The 18755-nt window shown below is 65.0% G+C and carries 17 protein-coding genes; 8 read left to right on the top strand and 9 right to left on the bottom strand.

Annotated elements, in window-relative coordinates; genetic code table 11:
• The first annotated feature begins 9 nt into the window (after window positions 1-9).
• Together HMPREF2990_RS03735 and HMPREF2990_RS03730 are read left to right on the top strand one after the other, a co-directional pair.
• Window positions 10-1041 (top strand): aspartate-semialdehyde dehydrogenase, encoded by a 1032-nt coding sequence (locus tag HMPREF2990_RS03735; protein ID WP_070762774.1) that lies wholly within the window; start codon window positions 10-12, stop codon window positions 1039-1041.
• Between the two features lie 274 nt (window positions 1042-1315).
• Complete coding sequence (locus HMPREF2990_RS03730) at window positions 1316-1747, top strand: hypothetical protein (protein WP_141757790.1); 432 nt, start codon at window positions 1316-1318, stop codon at window positions 1745-1747.
• Window positions 1748-1814: 67 nt separating this feature from the next.
• Here the strand turns inward: HMPREF2990_RS03730 and HMPREF2990_RS03725 are convergent, their stop codons facing one another.
• The 3 genes from HMPREF2990_RS03725 to HMPREF2990_RS03715 form a co-directional block, all read right to left on the bottom strand.
• Window positions 1815-3275 (bottom strand): YkvI family membrane protein, encoded by a 1461-nt coding sequence (locus HMPREF2990_RS03725; RefSeq protein WP_070762772.1) that lies wholly within the window; start codon window positions 3273-3275, stop codon window positions 1815-1817.
• Between the two features lie 131 nt (window positions 3276-3406).
• Window positions 3407-4909, bottom strand: coding sequence for a YkvI family membrane protein (locus HMPREF2990_RS03720; protein ID WP_070762771.1), 1503 nt, complete (start codon window positions 4907-4909; stop codon window positions 3407-3409).
• 77 nt (window positions 4910-4986) lie between these two features.
• Window positions 4987-5547, bottom strand: coding sequence for an RNA polymerase sigma factor (locus HMPREF2990_RS03715; protein ID WP_070762770.1), 561 nt, complete (start codon window positions 5545-5547; stop codon window positions 4987-4989).
• Between the two features lie 82 nt (window positions 5548-5629).
• Between HMPREF2990_RS03715 and HMPREF2990_RS03710 the strand changes: the two genes are divergently transcribed.
• The 5 genes from HMPREF2990_RS03710 (at window position 5630) to HMPREF2990_RS03690 (ending at window position 10882) form a co-directional block, all read left to right on the top strand.
• The gene (locus tag HMPREF2990_RS03710; protein ID WP_070762769.1) at window positions 5630-7195 is read left to right on the top strand and encodes a catalase; all 1566 of its coding nucleotides are present in this window, start codon (window positions 5630-5632) and stop codon (window positions 7193-7195) included.
• Window positions 7196-7339: 144 nt separating this feature from the next.
• On the top strand, window positions 7340-8281 hold the full coding sequence (locus HMPREF2990_RS03705; RefSeq protein ID WP_070762768.1) for an ABC transporter ATP-binding protein: 942 nt from the start codon (window positions 7340-7342) through the stop codon (window positions 8279-8281).
• On the top strand, window positions 8278-9081 hold the full coding sequence (locus tag HMPREF2990_RS03700) for an ABC transporter permease (protein WP_083316993.1): 804 nt from the start codon (window positions 8278-8280) through the stop codon (window positions 9079-9081). Before HMPREF2990_RS03705 ends, HMPREF2990_RS03700 begins: the two co-directional genes overlap by 4 nt.
• 32 nt (window positions 9082-9113) lie before the next feature.
• Window positions 9114-10277, top strand: a complete 1164-nt coding sequence (locus tag HMPREF2990_RS03695) for a sensor histidine kinase (protein ID WP_141757789.1) — start codon at window positions 9114-9116, stop codon at window positions 10275-10277.
• Window positions 10274-10882: a response regulator transcription factor gene (locus HMPREF2990_RS03690; RefSeq protein ID WP_070762766.1), complete on the top strand. Its 609-nt coding sequence runs from the start codon at window positions 10274-10276 to the stop codon at window positions 10880-10882. Before HMPREF2990_RS03695 ends, HMPREF2990_RS03690 begins: the two co-directional genes overlap by 4 nt.
• Window positions 10883-10885: 3 nt before the next feature.
• On the opposite strand, the gene HMPREF2990_RS03685 is transcribed toward HMPREF2990_RS03690, so the two are convergent.
• From HMPREF2990_RS03685 to HMPREF2990_RS03660, 6 genes are read right to left on the bottom strand one after another with little or no spacing between them, the layout of a single operon-like run.
• Window positions 10886-11224: a Na+/H+ antiporter subunit G gene (locus tag HMPREF2990_RS03685; RefSeq protein ID WP_070762765.1), complete on the bottom strand. Its 339-nt coding sequence runs from the start codon at window positions 11222-11224 to the stop codon at window positions 10886-10888.
• A complete protein-coding gene (locus HMPREF2990_RS03680) occupies window positions 11224-11490 on the bottom strand; it encodes a cation:proton antiporter (protein ID WP_070762764.1) in 267 nt (88 codons plus the stop codon). Before HMPREF2990_RS03680 ends, HMPREF2990_RS03685 begins: the two co-directional genes overlap by 1 nt.
• A gap of 3 nt (window positions 11491-11493) precedes the next feature.
• Window positions 11494-11958 carry a monovalent cation/H+ antiporter subunit E gene (locus HMPREF2990_RS03675; protein ID WP_070762763.1) on the bottom strand — a complete coding sequence of 155 codons (465 nt, stop codon included), beginning with the start codon at window positions 11956-11958 and terminating at the stop codon, window positions 11494-11496.
• A gap of 1 nt (window position 11959) precedes the next feature.
• Entirely contained in the window at window positions 11960-13498 is a 1539-nt protein-coding gene (locus HMPREF2990_RS03670) for a monovalent cation/H+ antiporter subunit D family protein (protein WP_070762762.1), read from the bottom strand.
• Window positions 13495-13926, bottom strand: a complete 432-nt coding sequence (locus HMPREF2990_RS03665; protein WP_070762761.1) for a cation:proton antiporter subunit C — start codon at window positions 13924-13926, stop codon at window positions 13495-13497. Before HMPREF2990_RS03665 ends, HMPREF2990_RS03670 begins: the two co-directional genes overlap by 4 nt.
• Window positions 13927-13929: 3 nt before the next feature.
• Entirely contained in the window at window positions 13930-16842 is a 2913-nt protein-coding gene (locus HMPREF2990_RS03660; protein ID WP_070762760.1) for a DUF4040 family protein, read from the bottom strand.
• A 252-nt stretch (window positions 16843-17094) separates the two neighbouring features.
• Between HMPREF2990_RS03660 and HMPREF2990_RS03655 the strand changes: the two genes are divergently transcribed.
• Window positions 17095-18489, top strand: a complete 1395-nt coding sequence (locus HMPREF2990_RS03655) for an ABC transporter permease (RefSeq protein WP_070762759.1) — start codon at window positions 17095-17097, stop codon at window positions 18487-18489.
• The last annotated feature ends 266 nt before the right edge of the window (window positions 18490-18755 follow it).

Below are 18755 nucleotides of genomic sequence, written 5' to 3'. Positions count from 1 at the left end.
TTTTGCAACATGACCACCATCGCTATCGTCGGAGCCACCGGTCAGGTCGGGCGCGTGATGCGCTCCATCCTGGCGGAGCGGGACTTCCCGGCGGACACCGTCCGTTTCTTCGCTTCCCCGCGCTCGGCGGGCACGAAGCTGGACTACCGCGGTACTGAGGTAGAGGTGGAGGATCTGACCAAGGTCACCGAAGACAGCGTCAAGGACGTTGACATCGCCCTGTTCTCCGCGGGTGGTTCCACCTCGAAGGAGTGGGCCCCGGTCTTCGCAGCCGCTGGTGCGACCGTGGTGGACAACTCCTCTGCGTGGCGCAAGGACCCGGAGGTGCCGCTGATCGTCTCCGAGGTCAACCCGGATGCCGCGAAGGAGCTGCCGAAGGGCATCATCGCAAACCCGAACTGCACCACCATGGCGATCATGCCGGTGGTCAAGGCGCTGCACGACGCGGCCGGTCTCGCCACGATGCGCGTGGCCTCCTACCAGGCGGTTTCCGGCTCGGGTCTCGCGGGCGTCGATGCGCTCGCGGGCCAGGTCGCGGAGGTGGGCGAGCGCAACAAGGAGCTGACTACCGACGGCTCCGTGCTCGCCCCGGAGGACTTCGGTCCGTACGTCGCGCCGATCGCCTACAACGCGCTGCCGATGGCGGGCAACCTGGTCGATGACGGCACGGAGGAGACCGACGAGGAGCAGAAGCTGCGCAACGAGTCCCGCAAGATCCTCAGCATCCCGGAGCTGAAAGTCTCGGGCACCTGCGTGCGCGTCCCCGTGTTCACCGGCCACACCATGGTGGTGCACGCGGAGTTCGCCAAGCCGATCACGCCCGATGAGGCCAGGGCAGTGCTTGCCGACGCGCCGGGCGTCGCCGTCGTCGACGTGCCCACCCCACTCGCCGCGACCGGCAAGGACGATTCGCTCGTGGGCCGTATCCGCCAGGATCAGGCGGTCGAGGGCAACCGCGGGCTGGTGTTCGTCGTTTCCGGCGATAACCTGCGCAAGGGCGCGGCGCTCAACACGATTCAGATCGCCGAGCTACTGGTGTAGGTCACAGGTGGGGCGCCGAAAGGTTACGGTTTGGTAAAAGAACTTGCCCTTCCCTGAGGTTTAGCCAAGGATGGAAGACATGAGTTTTTCACGTCGACATTCGCCTGCCCAATTGGTGGCACGCAGCACCGTCGGCGCTCTACTCGCGGGGGTATGCGTGGCAGCGCCGGGGGCGATGGCTGCCACAGATGCTGGGGATTGGGCAGATGCCACAATCTCGCCCGGCCAAACGCTGATCCTGGTGACAGCGGAAGGCAGTGGAGCGTCGCTAAGCATGAGCCCCTCCGATGCATCAACCCTGCCTGCGGGCTGGAGCGTAATCTCCCGCCCGGACGGGTTGCGCATGACCGCGCCGACGCGGGCGAAGGAGGGGGAGTTCGCCACCGTCCAGATCACCGAGCGCGGAGAGGTGATTGATGAAATCCGGGTCTCGCTCGTGGAGCGCAGCGAGGCACCGCGCAAGAAGTCGACGGCGACCTCCACGGTCGCGCGCGTGGTCGAGTCTGTCGCGGAGCCCACCGTGCGCACCGCCGAGGAACAGCCGGTCGTGCACACCCCGGCCCCGCAGCCCAGCAGCAGCGCACCGACGCCGACGCCGACTGCGGAAGCTCCGCAGCCGAGCGCGGAGCAGGCCTCTGCGGATACCGGGTCCGGCTGGTTCAGCGGCCTGGTCGACAAGGTCAACACCTTCTTCGGCCGCGGCTAGCGCGCAAGTTACGTACAAAAATGGCCCGCCTTGGTAGAGGCGGGCCATTCTTCTGTTTCCGGAAAGACTACAGGCGGGTGCTGCCGCCCTCTTCGGCCTCCGGCTCCTCGCCCGAGGCGGCCTCCTCGCCCGAGGCGGCCTCCTCGGCTTCCTCCGCGGCGATCATGTCGTCGACTGTGGTGTCGTTCCACGGCTCATCCGGGTTCTTTTCGTACTCCTCCTTGGACTGCGGCTCCGTGTAGGAGACGTAGACGAGCTCGCCTTCGGGGTCCTCGGGGTCGTACTCGATCTCATCGTCCTCCATGAGTTCCTCGTTGACCTCTTCCTCGAGGGCTTCGACGAACTCGTCTTCATCGATGACGGACTTGGAGATCAGGTAGTCCAGCTCTTTTTCGTCGTTCTTGGTAAAACGCTCGCGCGGATCCAGCTTCAGGTGCATGAGCTCAAGCGCGCGACGGCGACGCTTGCCCTCCTTGCGCAGCTTCTGTGCGCCGCGCAGCCATGCGGCAGAGACCACGACGATCAGCAGGATGCCCAGGTAGCCCAGCACCGGGTAGACGTAGGCGACCAGGTTCTTGAAGCCCACAAACGACAGGACGAAGCCGACAATGCAGGTCGAGATGAAGATGATGCGGTACTTGTCCTCGTGGCCGCGCGACAGGCGCTTGCCCAGGGCATAGAACATGCCGAGCGCGGTGGCGAAGATCATGCCGAAGACCACGACCGCCATGATGAGGCCGAGCGTCGGGTTGATCTCGTTGATCAACGTGAGCATCGGCATGTCCTCGCCAGCAACCACGTCGATCTTGACCATCAGTGCGGTGGCCAGCAGCATCAGCATCACGAGGTAGCCGAAGCCCCCCAGCAGTCCGCCGAGGCCGGCGGCGCGGGTGTCCAGGTAGTTGCCGCCGATGACCAGCGCCATGGAGACCACGCACATCACGTTCAGGCCCGTGTAGTTCAGCGCCGCGATCCACCAGTTCGGCAGGGTGGAGTCCACCTGCTCGGTGGCCAGGTTGACGCTCTGCCAGTCAAAATCTGTGGTGACCAGGGTGTAGGTGCAGCCGAAGATGACGAACGCGAGCAGGAACGGGGTCAGCGAGCCGATTGCGGCGGTCACCTTGTCTACGTCCAGCATGCCGAAGCCCACGACCAGCGCGAGCATGAGCACCGCGCCGATCCAGACGGGGATGCCGAACTGCTGGTTCAGGTTCGAGCCCGCACCGGCGAACATGACAAAGCCGATGGAGAACAGGGTGGTGATCGTGGCGATGTCGAGCACCCACGACACGATCTTGCCGGAGATGTTGCCCAGCACCTCCATGTGCTCCTCGGCCTGGAAGTAGGAGCCGAGCTGGAGGATGGACACACCAGCGATGATCATCAGCAGGGAGCCCAGAATCGCTCCGTAGATTCCTTCGGTGCCGAAGGAAGAGAAGTATTGCAGTGCCTCCTGGCCGGACGCGAAGCCCGCGCCCACCACAACGCCGATGAAGGCGAAGGAGATACCTATTGCGTTTTTAAGCATGAAATCTTTCCATAAGAAATCAAAATGTTCAGAGAAACCTTTGCAATAGTATCGTCATTTCCTCTTAATGCCAGTTTGGCCGCTTGCTCTTGCATAGAGCAAACGGCCATGTGCTGGGAAAACGTGCGTTCTTAGGATTTGGTCACAATCGTGCTGCCGCCACCACTTTCTGCGCCAGGCTCCTCGTCCTCAGCGTCCCCCGTCTCCCTCTCACCGAAGGCGGTGGAGACCTCGCGGTCGTCCTCTTCATCGGCCCACTGCTCGGCGAAGTCCTCGTCGGTGGGGTTGTCCTTCCACGGTTCGTCCGGGTTCTTGGCGTAGTCCTCGCTGGACTGCGGGTCGGTGTAGGAGACATAGACTACGTCGCCGTCGCGGTCTTCGGGGTCGTATTCGACCTCGTCGTCGTCGACAAGCTCTTGCCCGACCTCTTCCTCGAGGGAGGTTTCGAGCTCGTCGCTGTCCACGACGGAGGCGTCGATGATGTAGTCCAGCTCGCGCTGGTCGTTCTTGCTGAAGCGCTCGCGCGGGTCCAGCTTCAGGCGCATCAGGTCGCGGGCGCGGCGGCGGCGATTGCCTTCCCGGCGCAGCTTCTGCGAGCCGCGCAGCCAGGCCACAGCGAGCACGAAGATGAGCAGGATGCCCATGTAGCCCAGAATCGGGTACACCACGGAAACCAGCTGCTTGAAGCCGACAAACGAGAGGACGAACCCGATCAGGCAAGTGGAGATGAAGATCGGGCGGAAGCGGGCCTGGTTGCCGCGGGCGAGACGCTTGCCCAGGGCGAAGAACATGCCGAGCGCGGTGGCGAAGATCATGCCGAAGATGACCAGCGCCATGATGAGGCCGAGCGTCGGGTTGATGTTGGTGATCAGGGTGAGCATGGGCATGTCGTCGCCAGCGATGTCGCCGACGGCGGCGAGCAGGCCGCAGGACAGCAGCGCCAGCATTACCAGGTAGCCCATCCCGCCGAAGAAGCCGCCGAGGCCGGCCGCGCGGGTATCGAGCTGGTTGCCGCCGATCACCAGGGCCATGGAGGCCACACAGATGGCGTTGAGGCCGGTGTAATTGAGCGAGGAGATCCACCAGTTCGGCAACGTGGTGGAGACCTCCTGGGCCTGGATGTTGAACTGGGCCCAGTCGAGATCGGTGTTCACCAGGGTGTAGACGCAGCCGAAGATGACAAAGAAGAGCAGCAGCGGGGTAATCGCGCCCACTGCGGCGGTGACCTTGTCCACGTCCATCATGCCGACAACCAGCACGAGGACCAGCATGAGCGTTGCGCCGATCCACACAGGCAGACCGAATTGCTGGTTCAGGTTCGCCCCGGCACCGGCGTACATGACGAAGCCGATAGAGAACAGGGTGGTGATCGTGGCGATGTCCAGGATCCAGGACATGATCTTGCTGGAGACGTTGCCCAGCACCTCCATGTGCTCCCGGGCCTGGTAGTAGGAGCCGAGCTGGAGGATCGACACCCCGGCGATGAGCATGAGCGCGGAGCTTAACGCTGCGCCCCAGATGCCCTGGGTGCCGAAGGCGGTGAAGTACTGCATGGTTTCTTGGCCCGAGGCGAAACCGGCACCGACCAGGACACCAATAAACGCAAGGGAGATGCTAATGGCATTTTTGAGCATGATGTGCCCACTGCTTTCCGTCTGTGTGGGGTGTTTCTACACTTTCCGTGGGATAAGTTTAGTCGGTCACCCATCAATTAGTGTGATTGGCCATCGCTGTCGGGGGAGGCGTGAATGAGATCACGCCGGGCGCGGGCGACGCGGGAGCGGATGGTGCCCACGCGCACCCCGGCGATCGCGGCGGCTTCCTCGTAGGTGTAGCCCAGTACTTGGGTGAGGACTAAGGCTTCGCGGCGTTCGGGCCGGAGGGCGTCGAGAAGCATGCGGGCGTCGATGACGTCTGACCAGGCGTTAGGGTCGTCGGGGCTGGGTTCCTGCGCGGCGACGTCGTCGTACTCGGCGGCGGACTTCCGCGGGCGCGCCATGTCGTGACGCACCGAATCGATCCAGGCGCGGCGCGCGAGCGAGAGCAGCCAGGTGCGCGCCGAGGAGCGGGCCTTGAAGCGCGGCAGCGCGCCGAGCACCCGCAGGTAGGTTTCCTGGGTGAGATCGTCGGCGTGCTCGGCGCCGGCGAGGTGCGCGAGCAGACGCCACACATCGTTTTGCGTCGCGGCAATAAATTGGGTCAGTGCAGCCTTGTTACCGCGCCCGGCTTCGAGCGCGAGTTCGGTGACGTAGTCGTCGTCAGGGCTGCTCACGAATGTTTAGGCTACCAGCGCGCACGAAAATCCCTAGGCTGGACGGCGTACATGCCAACAACCGCGATGCAAGGAGTTAGCAATGGCTGAGAAGACCAAGGCAGAAGAGATCGTCGCACGCGGCGAGCGCCCCGCAGGCAAGGGCCGCACCACCCAGTTGAGTGGTCAGCCGGTCGCCTCGGAGAATATTTCGGTTACGCAGGGGCGCCAGGGTGCGAACGTCCTGAACGACGTCCATCTGATTGAGAAGCTGGCCCACTTCAACAGGGAAAACGTCCCGGAGCGTATCCCGCACGCGAAGGGCCACGGTGCCTTCGGCGAGCTGCACATTACCGAGGACGTATCCAAGTACACCAAGGCGAAGCTGTTCCAGCCGGGGACTGTGACCCCGATGGCGGCGCGCTTTTCCACCGTCGCCGGCGAGGCCGGCTCGCCGGACACCTGGCGCGATGTCCACGGCTTCGCGCTGCGCTTTTACACCGAGGACGGCAACTACGACATCGTGGGTAACAACACCCCGACGTTCTTCCTGCGCGACGGGATTAAGTTCGCCGACTTCATCCACTCCCAGAAGCGTCAGCCCAACTCGGGCCTGCGCGACGATGAGATGCAGTGGGATTTCTGGACCCGCACGCCGGAGTCCGCGCACCAGGTGACCTACCTGCTGGGCGACCGCGGCACCCCGAAGACCTCGCGCCACCAGGACGGCTTCGGCTCCCACACCTTCCAGTGGATCAACGAGGAGGGCACCCCGGTGTGGGTGAAGTACCACTTCAAGACCCGCCAGGGCTGGGAGTGCTTCACCGACGAGGAGGCCACCGAGAAGGCTGGCACCGACCCGGACTTCCAGCGAGAAGACCTCTTCAACGCGATCGCCGAGGGCGACTACCCGGTCTGGGACGTCAAGGTGCAGATCATGCCGTTCGAAGAGGCGATGGACTACCGCTTTAACCCCTTCGACCTGACCAAGACCTGGTCGCAGAAGGACTACCCGCTGATCGACGTCGGCTACTTCGTGCTGAACCGTAACCCGAAGAACTTCCACGCCCAGATCGAGCAGCTGGCGCTCGACCCGGCCAACCTGGTCCCGGGCGTGGGCCTGTCGCCGGACCGCATGCTGCAGGCCCGCGTGTTCGCCTACTCGGACCAGCAGCGCTACCGCATTGGCGCGAACTACAAGGACCTGCCGGTCAACCGCCCGATCAACGAGGTGAACACCTACTCCGAGCGCGGCAGCATGGCGTACTTCTTCAACGAGGAGAACGAGCCGAACTACACGCCGAACCGCACCGACAAGGGCGCGGGCTACCTGGACAATGGCGAGGACTCCTCGTCCAACTTCACCGACTACGGCCAGGCGGCAAACCTCTACGTCAACCCGGACCCGCACGGCACCGACCTGGTGCGCGAGGCTTACGTCAAGCACGCCGAGGACGATGACTTCGGCCAGGCGGGCACGCTCTACCGCGACGTCTTCGACGACGGCGAGAAGGAGCGTTTCGTCCACAACATCACCAACAAGATGCTGGGGATTAAGGACAAGGACGTCGAGGAGCGCGTCTACGCCTACTGGGGCAAGGTCGACGCGGACCTGGAGACCAAGGTCCGCGAGTCCCTGGCGAAGAAGCGCGCTGAGCAGGGGAAGTAGTTTCTCTCTCACTGAGTAAGCCAGTGTAAGCCAGTGCCCGTCACAGTCTGCGGCCGCGGACTGTGGCGGGCATGACTTTTGTCATGCGCAATTGGTGACAAACGCTTCTACCAGCCGATATGCATCTTCGGCAGGGTAGAAACCATGGAAAACGTCATCGAAGTACAAAATTTGCAACGCCGGTACGGCGAGTTCACCGCGGTCGACGGCATTAGCCTCCACGTCGCCCGCGGCGAGGCCTACGGGCTGCTCGGCACTAACGGTGCGGGCAAAACGTCCACGCTGGAAATCCTGGAGGGGCTTGCACCACCCACCGCAGGCGAGGTGCGCGTGTTGGGGATGGACCCCGTGGCAGACCGCGTCCGGGTGCGCCCGCACACGGGCATCATGCTGCAGTCTGGCGGATTGCCGCGCGCCCTGTCCGTGGAAGAAACGCTGACCATGTGGGCAGGCACGTGCACCGCGCCGCTGCCTATCGACGACGTCATGGCGGACGTGCAGCTCACGCACAAGCGCGACGTGAAAGTTGGCGCGCTGTCCGGCGGCGAGCAACGCCGCCTCGACCTTGCCTGCGCGCTGCTGGGAAGCCCGGATGTGATCTTCCTGGACGAGCCAACGACCGGGCTGGACCCGGAGTCCCGACGCCGTGTGTGGGAACTCTTACGCGAGCTGAAAAGCCGCGGCGTGACCATCGTGTTGACCACGCACTACCTGGAGGAGGCCGAGTTCCTCTGCGACCGCATCGCGATCATGCACGGCGGCCGCATCGAGGTCGAGGGCACGACCACGGAGTTGGCGCGTACGGTGCCCTCCTCCATCGAGTTCGTACTGCCCAGCGCCCAGGTACCTGAATTGCCAACCCTGCCCGGCTCGTTGGTGCACAGAAGCGAAACCGCCGAGGGCATGCAGGTTGCGGTCCACACCTCCCGGCTGCAGGACGACGCCTTCGCGATCCTTGCGTGGGCGCGTGAGCACAACCTCGAACTGACCCAGTTCGCGGCGCAGCCCGCGAGCCTTGAGCGCGTCTTCCACGACATCGCAGAAGCACAGAATACGCACACCACCCGAAAGGACGAAGCAGCATGAGCACCACCACGATGAAACCCACCAACCGCCCCACGCGCAGACTGCGGTCGCTCGGCCGCGCCGAATGGCTGCAGTTCACCCGCAACCGGCTACTCGTATTCACCGGCCTTGTCTTCCCGCTGCTCTTGCCCCTCTTCCTGTGGCTGGTCGGGGACCAGTCGGTCGGCTCGACCGCGGCGGCGTCTGAAGTGTTCGTGTTGTTCGCGCTCAGCTTTGGCGTGTTCTACCCCGCGTTGTCCATGGCGGTGACCAGGCGCGACGAAGGCGTGCTGAAGCGCTTGCGTACAGGGGAGTCCCGCGACTGGGAGCTTTTGACCGCCATCTGCCTCCCGCTTGCCGCGCTCACGCTCGCGCTGATGGTCATCGTGGTGGTGGCGTTTTCCACCATGTCGATGGTGCTCCCGGTTGATCCGCCGGTACCGCATGTGTGGCCGAAGAACCCGCTCACCATGGTGCTTGCGATGCTGCTCGGCATTGCGGTCTCCCACGGGTTGGCTATGTTGACCAGTCGCTTTACCGAGAACGCGGAGGGCGCACAGATCACCTCGATGCCGGTGTTGATGCTCGTGATCTTCTCGCAGTCCGGGATCCGTGAGCTCCTGCCCGAGGGGCTCACCAACATCATCGATCGCACACCTTTCGCGCTGACAAGCGACGTCTTCCGCGACGGGTGGGTCGGCGAGGGCTCCTTCGGCTCGCTGCTGGCAGATGCTGCAACGCCGCTGCTGCTGCTCGCGGTGTGGGCCGCGGTACTGCTCACAGTGGGGTATCAGCGTATGCGCTGGGAAACGCACCGCTAGTGCAGCGCTCGCTGCTAGTCTCGGAGCACACTATGACGCAAGCACCACCCCTTCCCGCGGCGAGGAATTCGGAGTCGGATTACTCGGCGCGGTTCCTCAAGCTCAACCGTTGGTCGCTCATCGGGATGCTGTGGCTGTTCGTCGCGGCATTTTCCTCCATTGTGTTGAACCGCTCGGGGGACATAGGCGCGGAGACTTTCGTGGGCATCGGCGTCGCGGTCGTGGCGTGCCTCACCGGAGCGATGGTGCTGGAAACCAGGCCGGAACTGCGCCTTGAGGAAAGCGCCCACGGCGGCCGCTGGCTGCGGTGGGGGTTGTACGCCCACCTGATTGCGTTGGCGGTGTGCGTGGCTGCGTTCCTGCTCGCCCCGGCGCAGTGGAGGGCAGCGTCGGCAATCGCGCTCGGGGCGGTGTTCTTCAGCGTGCTGATTGCCTTCCTCCCGTTCCTGGCCAAAAAATGGGTGTGGACGGCGCTTGCGCTCGCGGGCGCATTCGCGCTCGTGAGTGCCTTCGGTTCGGTAGAAATCGCAGCGATTGTGCTGGCCTATAGCCTTGCGTGCGCGGTGACGGTCCCCTTTACCAAGTGGTTCTCCCGCGCGATGATTGAAACGGAGCGCGCCCGCCGCCTCGAGTCGCAGCTAACCGCCGCCGAAGAGCGTTTGCGCATGTCGCAGGATCTCCACGACACGATGGGACAGCACCTCGCAGCGCTGACGATCAAGTCGCAGCTGGCACTCGCGCTCGCCGAGCGCGATGATCCGCGGGTGCCCAAGGAGCTGCGCGAGCTGCATGAGCTCACGCAGCGCGCTGCCGCCGACATGCGCAGCGTGGTGAATAACTACCGGACTCCGGACTTGGCCACCGAGCTTGAGAGCGCGAAGCAGGTGCTCGCAGGCGCTGGCGCCCAGGTCACGGTGACGGGCAGCAGTGAGGATGTGCACCCGGAGCTGCGCGAGACCGCGGCCTGGTTCGTGCGCGAGACCACGACGAATATCTTGCGCCATTCCCAGGCCACAGCCGTGTCGTACGCCTTGCAGTCGCACGCGATCACGGTGACCAACGACAAGCCGAAGCCCGGAGAAGGCAGCGGCACGGGGCTGGAGGGGCTGCGGCGTCGGGCGGCGGAGCACGGGGCGTCGATAAGCGTGGAGCGCAGCGCCGATCGCTTCCGCGTGCAGCTTAAGGTGGACGCATGATTCGGGTCGTGTTGGTTGATGACGAAACGCTGGTTGCCGATTCCCTCGCCACGCTCATCGGCCTGGAGGAGGACATCGACGTGGTACACGTCGCCTACTCCGGCGCGGACTTTCTCGCGTGGTGGGAGGCGCTGCCAGCCGCTTCGCGTCCGGATGTTGTGGTGACCGACTTGCAGCTTGGGGCGGGTCAGTCGGATGGCATTGCGCTCGCCTCGCTTATCGACGCCCGCGTGGTCGTCGTCACCAGCCACGCAAGGCCCAACGTGGTCCGGCGGGCCCTGGACTCCAAGGTGCTCGGCATGCTGCCCAAGACGGCTGCGGCCGGTGAGCTCGCGGCGGCGGTGCGGGCGGCGCATGCGGGCAAACGCTACGTCGACCCTGAGCTGGCGGCCGCCACGATCGCCGCCGGCCAGTCGCCGCTGACTGCGCGGGAGGCCGAGGTACTGGAGCTGGTGGGCAAGGGCGGCTCGATCGAGGCGATCGCCAGTGCTGCGCACCTTGCTCCCGGCACGACGCGGAACTACATTTCCTCCGCGATCACGAAAACCGGGGCGGAAAATCGCTTCGAGGCCTACACCATCGCCCGCGAGCGTGGCTGGCTGTAGCGCCTACTGCGGCACGTTGCGCGAGGTCTTGTCCTTGGCGTCCACCACGGTCACGCCGTGGATGGAGCGGCCGATGACGAAGGAGCCGACGGAGCCGATGATCCACACGCCCGCGATCGCGAGGATGGCGCGGATGAAGTCGTTGATGACGAAGCCGTCGGTCGACCAGCTCATCAGCAGGTTCGCCACGATCAGCAGAGGAAACGCCAGGCAGACGAGCGGGCCGAGCAGGTTCGCTCGGGTCAGCGCGTCGGGGGCGCGCAGTTGGAGGGAGGCGGTGGCCACCACGAAGACGGTGGCGATGACCACCAGGACAGCGACGATGATTTCGATGATGCTCATTAGCGGCGTCCTCTCGAGATGATGCGGGCCATGGAAATCGTCGGGATCGCGCCGCAGACGAGTGCGGCCAAAATGGCGATCTCGTAGGTGATCATGCTGGGGGTAAACAGCGTCCACACCAGGTAGATGGCGGCCATGGAGTAGAAGATGAGGTCTGCGAGCACCGAGCGGGACAGCTCATCCTTGGTTAGGACGAGCTTGGCCAAACCCGCGAGCAGGCTCAGCGCCATGATGATGATGCAGACGGTCATGATGGTCTGGAACATGGGCTAGTCCATCCTTTCGGCGGCAGGCAGGTTCTCTGCGTGCTTGTGGTCCAGGTCGGGGCCTAAGTGCTTATAGGGCTTCCACAGGACCTTGGAGGCGTCGATAGGCGTGTCCTTGAGCTCGGGCCTTAAGCGCTCCTCCATGTCGGCGAGGTCCTCGATCACCTCGAGCGGGTCGTCGCCGAAAGCGGCCTGCACGATGAGCAGGTCGCTGCCGTTTTCCGACGCCGCGTGGCGGAAGCCCAGCGACAGAGTGCCGGGGGTGGCGGTAATGGAGGTGGAAAACCAGAATCGGTCCCAGTCGGTGTGCACCCGCAGCGGGTAGAAGATCACGCAGGGCCGCAGGCCGGAGTCCGGCTTGAACGCGGCGATGGTGGCGTCGATGCCCGCGGCGTAGATTTCCTTGATCAGCCAGGCGCTGTAGCCGATGGCGTGGCCGAAGCTTTTGAGTGCAGATTTCTTTGCCATGTTAGTTGCGGCCTCCCTGCAGCGAGTCGAGGTCGGGGATGCCGATTGGGTCGGTGCCCAAAACGGCGGTGGTGTAGGCGTCGACATCCAGCAGGCTATCGACGGCCGAGGTGGAAACGTCCCACATCTGGCCCGCGAAGATGAACATCAGCAGCGAGCACACCATCAGTGCGAGTGAGGGCAGCAGGAATTTCCAGCGCACGTTCAGCGCCTCCGGGTACTGCTGCATCGGGCGGCCCCAGAAGACTTCCCGCCACACGCGCATCATGGACAGCAACGCACCGAAGGACGCGACGATGATGGTGGCGATGACCACCCAGGCGCGCCAGTCGTCGGCACTTGCGGCAGCCATGACGATGGTGACTTTGCCGAAGAGGCCGGAAAAGGGCGGGAAGCCGACGATGGAGAACGCGCCGGCGGCGAACACGGTCGCCGTGAGCGGGTCGCGCCGGGCCAAACCGGACAGCTTTCCGATGGTGCCCGTGCCGTAGGTTTCCTCGATCGCGCCGGAGTTGAGCACGAGCGCGCCGACGGTGATCATGTGGTGCAGCGTGTAGATCAGACCAGCGGCAAGGGCGTAGCGTGCATCCGCGCCCGCGTTGGTAAACGCGAGCATGATGAGGATGAACGGCATGCCGTTGACCATCTGGTAGGCCAGCACGCGGCGGATGGTGTACTCGCCCAGACCGGCGAAGCCGCCGATGAGCATGGAGAGCACCATGATCACGATGATGAGCGTGTTCCAGCGTGGATCCATGTCGAAGATGACCACCCAGATGCGGAAGAGCATGTAGACGGCCACCTTGGTATGCAGGCCGGAGAACAGGCCCATCACGGCGGCACTGGAGGCCGGGTAGGTTCGCGGCAGCCAGGTGTGTACCGGGAAGACACCAGCCTTGGCGGCGACGGCGATGACCACCAGGCCCATGGCCACGGTGACCGGACCGTTGCCGGCGGCGGCGCCGCGCAGGGACGCGATGTTGACCGCGCCCGTGACACCGTAGAGGTAACCCACGCCCATCACCAGCAGCGTGGACGCCGCAAGGTTGACCAGGACGAAGGAGCGTGCGGAGCGCAGGCGGTTGCGGGTACCCGTCATAGCGATTAGGCCGTAGGAGGGCAGCAGCATGACCTCGATCATGACGAAGAAGTTGAACAGGTCGGCGGTCAAAAGTGCGCCAGAGACACCGGTGATGAGTACCAGGGTCAGTGGCGTGTAGAACCGGGCCTGCGTCTCACCCGCGGCGATGGCGAACCAGTTGGCGGTCAGCGCCACGATCATGGTGGTCACGATCATCACCGCCGAGAACTGGTCGGCGGCAAAGGAGATGCCCACCCCGCCCTGGTACAGGCCGATGACGTGGGCGATTGTGCCGTGGGAGGCGGTGTAGGTGTAGAGCCACACGCCGAGGCCTAGGTTGATGGCTGGGATGATAAGCGCCAGGGCGTCGTTAAGCTTCTTGACCGGGTTCAGCGCGGTCACTGCCGCGACGATGAGTGGGAGGGCGACAAAAACGGGAAGGATTGCATCAACTGTCATCGGTTCTTCGCCTCCCACTTCTTCGGGTTCAGGCGGGAATTACGCCCGGCGGTGGACAGGGCAGAAGGTGAGAGGTAGTTCGGATCGAACTTCTCGCCCTTGTGGGACTTGCCCACCTTGCTCGGCACGTCGAAGGTGTCGTCGTTCTTGCCCAACGAGGCGAGCATGAGCAGGATCGTGGTGGTGGCCATCGCGATCACGATGGCGGTCAGCACGAACGCCTGCGGCAGTGGGTCCGCGATGTCCTCCATCGCGGTGCGCGAGGGGAAGGCCTCACCGCGCCACGCGCCGACACCGGCGGCCAGCAGCGTGAGGTTCGAGGCGTGGCCGAACAGCGACATGCCGAAGACCACGCGGACCATGCCGCGCTGCATCACCAGGTAGACGGCGCCGGCCATCAGTACTGCGATAGTAAGTGCCATGACCATGGGTTACAGCTCCTTTTCCAGCATGTGCTGGGGGTTGTCCGCCGGGTTGAGCGGTGCCGGGTGTGCGTCCACCGCGTCCTCCGGCTCCTCCGGGGCGGGCACGTTCGGCAGTGGGTTCTCCGGCTCGCTGCGGGTGTAGTCCAGGTTGTCCAACTCCGTGCCCGGGCGGAGGTAGCCGCCGAGCGCGTTGATGGCCTGGGTAACCATGCCGAGCACGGCGAGGTAGATGCCGAAGTCGAAGATCAGCGAGGTCGTCATGTGCTCGCCGGCGATTTCGCCGTGGATGGCGTAGAGGAAGCCGCCCTCCACAAAGCCGAGGAAGCCCGAGCCGATCGCGATGATGATGCCCCAGCCCGTCAGCGCGATCGGCGTGAACGGCTTGACCACCTCGGTATCCGCGCCGCGGGAGAGGTAGTTCAGGCCGAAGGCGGTGGACAGCACCAGGGCCGCGACGAAGCCGCCGCCCGGTGCGGTGTGGCCGCGGAAGAAGATGAGCACGGAAAGCACGACCAAGACCGGGACGACCAGGGCCGCGCCCTTGCGCAGCGGCAGCGAGTTGAACTGTGACTGGCCGAACGGGCGAGGGCGGGTGCCTGCCTCGAACATGTGGCGCGGCATGGACTGCGTCACCGCGGCGATAACCACGGCGGCCATGCCGAGCACGGAGAGCTCGCCGAGGGTATCAAAGCCACGGAACTCGACGATGATCACGGCGACGATGTTGTCCGCGCTCGTCACTTCCGCGCCCTCGGTGAGGTACCACAGGGCCAGGTCGGAGCGGTCGCGGCGGCCCAGCAGGCCGTAGACACCGAAGAAGGTGACGATACCGGCCAGCACCGCGAAGATGCCGGCGAGCACCTTGCGGCGCGTCGAGGTCTTGGGGAACATGCGCGGCTGGTAGCGCAGCACGACCATGATCACGATCACGGTGAGCGCCTCCACCAGGAACTGCGTCAGAGCCACATCCGGCGCGCCGAGCATGAGCATCTGCAGCGTCATGCCCACACCCACGGTGCCCAGCAAGATTGCAGAGGCCAGGCGGGAGCGGGTGAGCACCAGGCCCACCACGGAGACGGCGATGATGGCGAACGGGATGAGGTCCCACCAGACGTCGATACCCTCGGCGCGCGGCGCGAGCGGCATACCGTCGACGCCTTCGGTGCCCAGCAGCGTGGTCAGGCCAAGCAAGACCACCAGGACGAGCACCGGCAGGAGGTGGCGGGAGGGGTTAAACGAGTTGGCCATCTGGCCCATCCCCTTGCCCGCGGCACCCAGGCCGCTGACCATGCCCGCGAGCAGGTCGTTGCCGTTGGTAGGCAGCAGCTGCTTGTTCTCTACGGACGCAAAGAGGTTGCGGCGCGCCATCGTGACGATGACGATGCCGAGTACCAGCACGCTCAACGAGACGATGAGCGGGGCGTTGACGCCGTGCCACAGCGCGAGGTGCGAGTGGTAGGAATCGTCGCCGGTGATCGTGTGCACCGCGGCGTCGAGCGGGCCGTCGACCCAGCTGAGCAGGAAGGGCACGACCAGCGACATGAGACCCGGAAGCGCGGCCGGCAGCCAGAGGCTGACGGGGGCTTCGTGGACGTCGCTCATGTCCTTCGGGCCGTCGACAAACGCGCCGAAGACGATCTTGGCGGAGTAGAGGAAGGTCAAAAGCGCCGCGAAACCTGCGACGAGCAGCAGTACCGTGCTGTACTGCGTCTCCGCGAAGGCGCCCAGGATGGACTCCTTAGAGACGAAGCCGAACAGTGGCGGGATCGCCGCCATGGACGCCGCCGCGATCACGGTAGAAGCAAAGGTATAGGGCATCTTGTCCCACAGCTTGCCCAGGCGGCGAATATCGCGCGAGCCAGCCTCGTGATCCACCACGCCGATCAGCATGAACAGCGAGGACTTAAACAGCGCGTGCGCAAGCGTGTGCGTCAGCGCCGCAGCCAGCGCGAGCGGGGTGCCGATGCCGATGGCGGCCACGATCCAGCCCAGGTGGGAGACCGTGGAGTAGGCGGTCAGGTGCTTCAGGTCCGTCTTGGTGATGGCGAACAGCGCACTCATAATCGCCGTGCCCAGGCCCACGACGACGAGCAGCCAGTTCCACGCCGCGACGTCGGCAAAGACCGCGGAGAAGCGCAGCAGAAGGTACACACCGGCCTTCACCACGGCGGCGGCGTGCAGGAAGGCGGAGACTGGGGTCGCCGCGGCCATCGCCTCGGGCAGCCAGAAGTGGAAGGGGAACTGCGCGGCCTTGGTAAAGCCGGAGATCGCCACCAGGATCGCAACGGTGGTGGTCAGGCTGGGGCTATCCTGCCAGATGTCGGCCGCCAGCACGTCGGTCAAGCGCGTGGAGCCTGCGCTTATCGACGCCACCGCCAACGCCGCCAACAGCGTCAACCCACCAAAGAACGTAAGGATGAGCGTGCGGTAGGACCCCGCCTCACCGCCCGAGCCGGAACGCGCGATGAGCAGGAAGGAGGCGATGGAGACCAGCTCCCAGCCGATGAACAACAGGACCGTATCGTTCGCCAGCACGAGCAGCAGCACCGACAGCGTAAACGCCGTCATGATGGTGTAGAAACTCGTGTTGCCCTGCTTCTCAGGCAGGTAGGCCGCCGAGTACGTCATCACCACCGCGCCGATGACCAGGGCGAGCAGCGCGAAGAAGATGCTCAGCCCGTCGGCGCGCAGCGCGAATGCGACTGCGCTGCCTTCTCCAAGAATGTCGCGTGCCCAGGTCACCTCCCATTCCAAGGGAGTGCCGCCGGCAATACCTGGGAATTCCTTGCCCAGGATGACGGCGGCAGCGGCGAGGATGAGCGCGATCGGCAGACCTGCTTTGCGGTCCATGACTCGCACGAGAATGGGCGACAAGATCACTGTCGCCGCAACGAGTGCGAGCACGACAGGGAGTGTCATGGTAAACCCTCTCCAAATATGTAGGTAGCCAAGTAATCAGTAACGCACCTGCCGTGAAAGGCCGCCACAATCCGGCGCGTGTCGGCGCGCCGCTGCCCGCACTTGGTGCGCGCATGCGGTATAGCCCCACAAGACAGCAACAGGTAAAACGGTACCAGGGCTTTTTGATCAACCTGCAACGTGGCGTAAAGCCCCTGGGCTTGCGGTGCGCCTACAACAGTCACACCAGTTACTTCAGTTACATTGTGTTGCATGAATTGGCGATTGACCCGACTGTGCTGTGCCGCCCTCGTACTCATTTGTGGCGTTTTCTTGCCCCTTGCCCCCGCGAGTACCTGGACCCGCACCGGCGAGGACGCCACGGGCGCGCCCGCCGTCGCGCCCGGCCCCGACGGGTTAGTCCAAGCGCGCAAGGCTGCGGGTGAGGCCGGCGCGCAGGCGGGCTTTCTCACCCAGGGCACCGGGCAGCTTGTCGACGGCGTCTCCGACCTCGACTCCGCCTCACAGGAACTCATCAACGCCATCGCCGCCGCCCAGGCCGGCTCGCAGGAACTGTCCAACGGGATGGTCGAGCTGCAGGCGGGCACCGGCCAGCTGGCCAACGGCGCGACCCAGGTCGCCGACGCGATCGGCAGCGTGGCTGACCAGGTCACCGGCTTCGACGCGGTCCGCGGCCAGGTCGTCTCCACCATCGACCGCACCCTGGAATCCACCAAGGACTCGAAAGACCCCGACGTGAAAGAGGCCCGCGAGGCGCTGCAAGGGCTGCGCGGCCAGGCGGAGACCGCGCAGCTGCCGCCGGAGATGCTCGGCCAGCTCGAGGAGCTGCGCAAGGGCTCGCGCGACGTGGCCAACCAGCTCGCGGTGCCCGGCTACGCCTACCACGACGGCATCTACTCGGCCACCAACGGCGCAGCCGAGCTGGCCAACGGCCTGACCACCCTCAACGAGCAGGCCTCCGGCGCGACCGGCGGGGTCACGCAGCTCCAGGAGGGCGCGGCCAAGATCGACGACATGGCCAACAAGACCTCCGACCAGATCGCCGCCGTCCGCAAGGCGCTCCCGGCCGCGACCAATACCGGGACGGCGCAGCAGGCAGGAGAGCAGGTGCAGGAGCGCTCCACGCTCGCCCCGGTCGCAGCCATGCTGATCGCGGCGCTGCTGATGCTCGGCGGCACTGCAACGGGCGCGGCTGCGCGCCTGAGTCCCAGCCGCCGCTGGTGGATCCTGGGCCTTGGCGGGCTCTTCGTCGTCGCCGCAGGTGGAGCGCTCATCGCGGTGCTGGGGACCGGGCTGACCGCGTCCACCTACGGGCTGCTGGGGCTCGCACTGGTGGCTGGCGTGGCTGCCAGCGCCGGGCTTGCCGACGTCCTCGGCAGCGCCCTCGGCCCGAAGATCGGCCTGCCGATCGCGGGCGTACTCGCGGTAGCGCAGGTGGGCCTGGTTGGGTGGCTGTGGCGCACCGCCTCCACCGCGCCGGTGGGCAAGGCGTGGGAGTACGCCGCGGGCGCTACGCCGATGCACTGGGCCACCGCGAGCTTGTCCGCAGCCGGTAACGGCGGGGCCACCGCCGCGCTCTGGGCCGGTATCGGCGCAGGTATCGCGCTTGCGCTGGTTTGCCTCGCGGACTCGAAGGGGCGCAGCTAAACACTTTCGTACAACGTGTGTTAGGCTTTCACTCGCTCATTCCAAGTAATAGGGGCTTGGAAATGAGTGGTCTCCTTTCGCCCCACTGGGGTGAAATGGGTTAGGGATGGGATGGGCCCCGCCAGTGCCGCTTCACGCGGACGGCGGGGTCCTCTTTTTTCTTGGGGCTGCGCTATTTAGCCGGTGCCCTGCCCAATTGACGAACTCTGGTTGTCGAACAACCTCGAATTTTTGGGGGGCCCGATCATGCGGTGGATGCGCCACGA

It is taken from the genome of Corynebacterium sp. HMSC071B10, from assembly GCF_001814825.1.
In the GTDB taxonomy this organism is placed as follows: domain Bacteria; phylum Actinomycetota; class Actinomycetes; order Mycobacteriales; family Mycobacteriaceae; genus Corynebacterium.
This window is presented reverse-complemented; position numbering and strand designations above follow the sequence as displayed.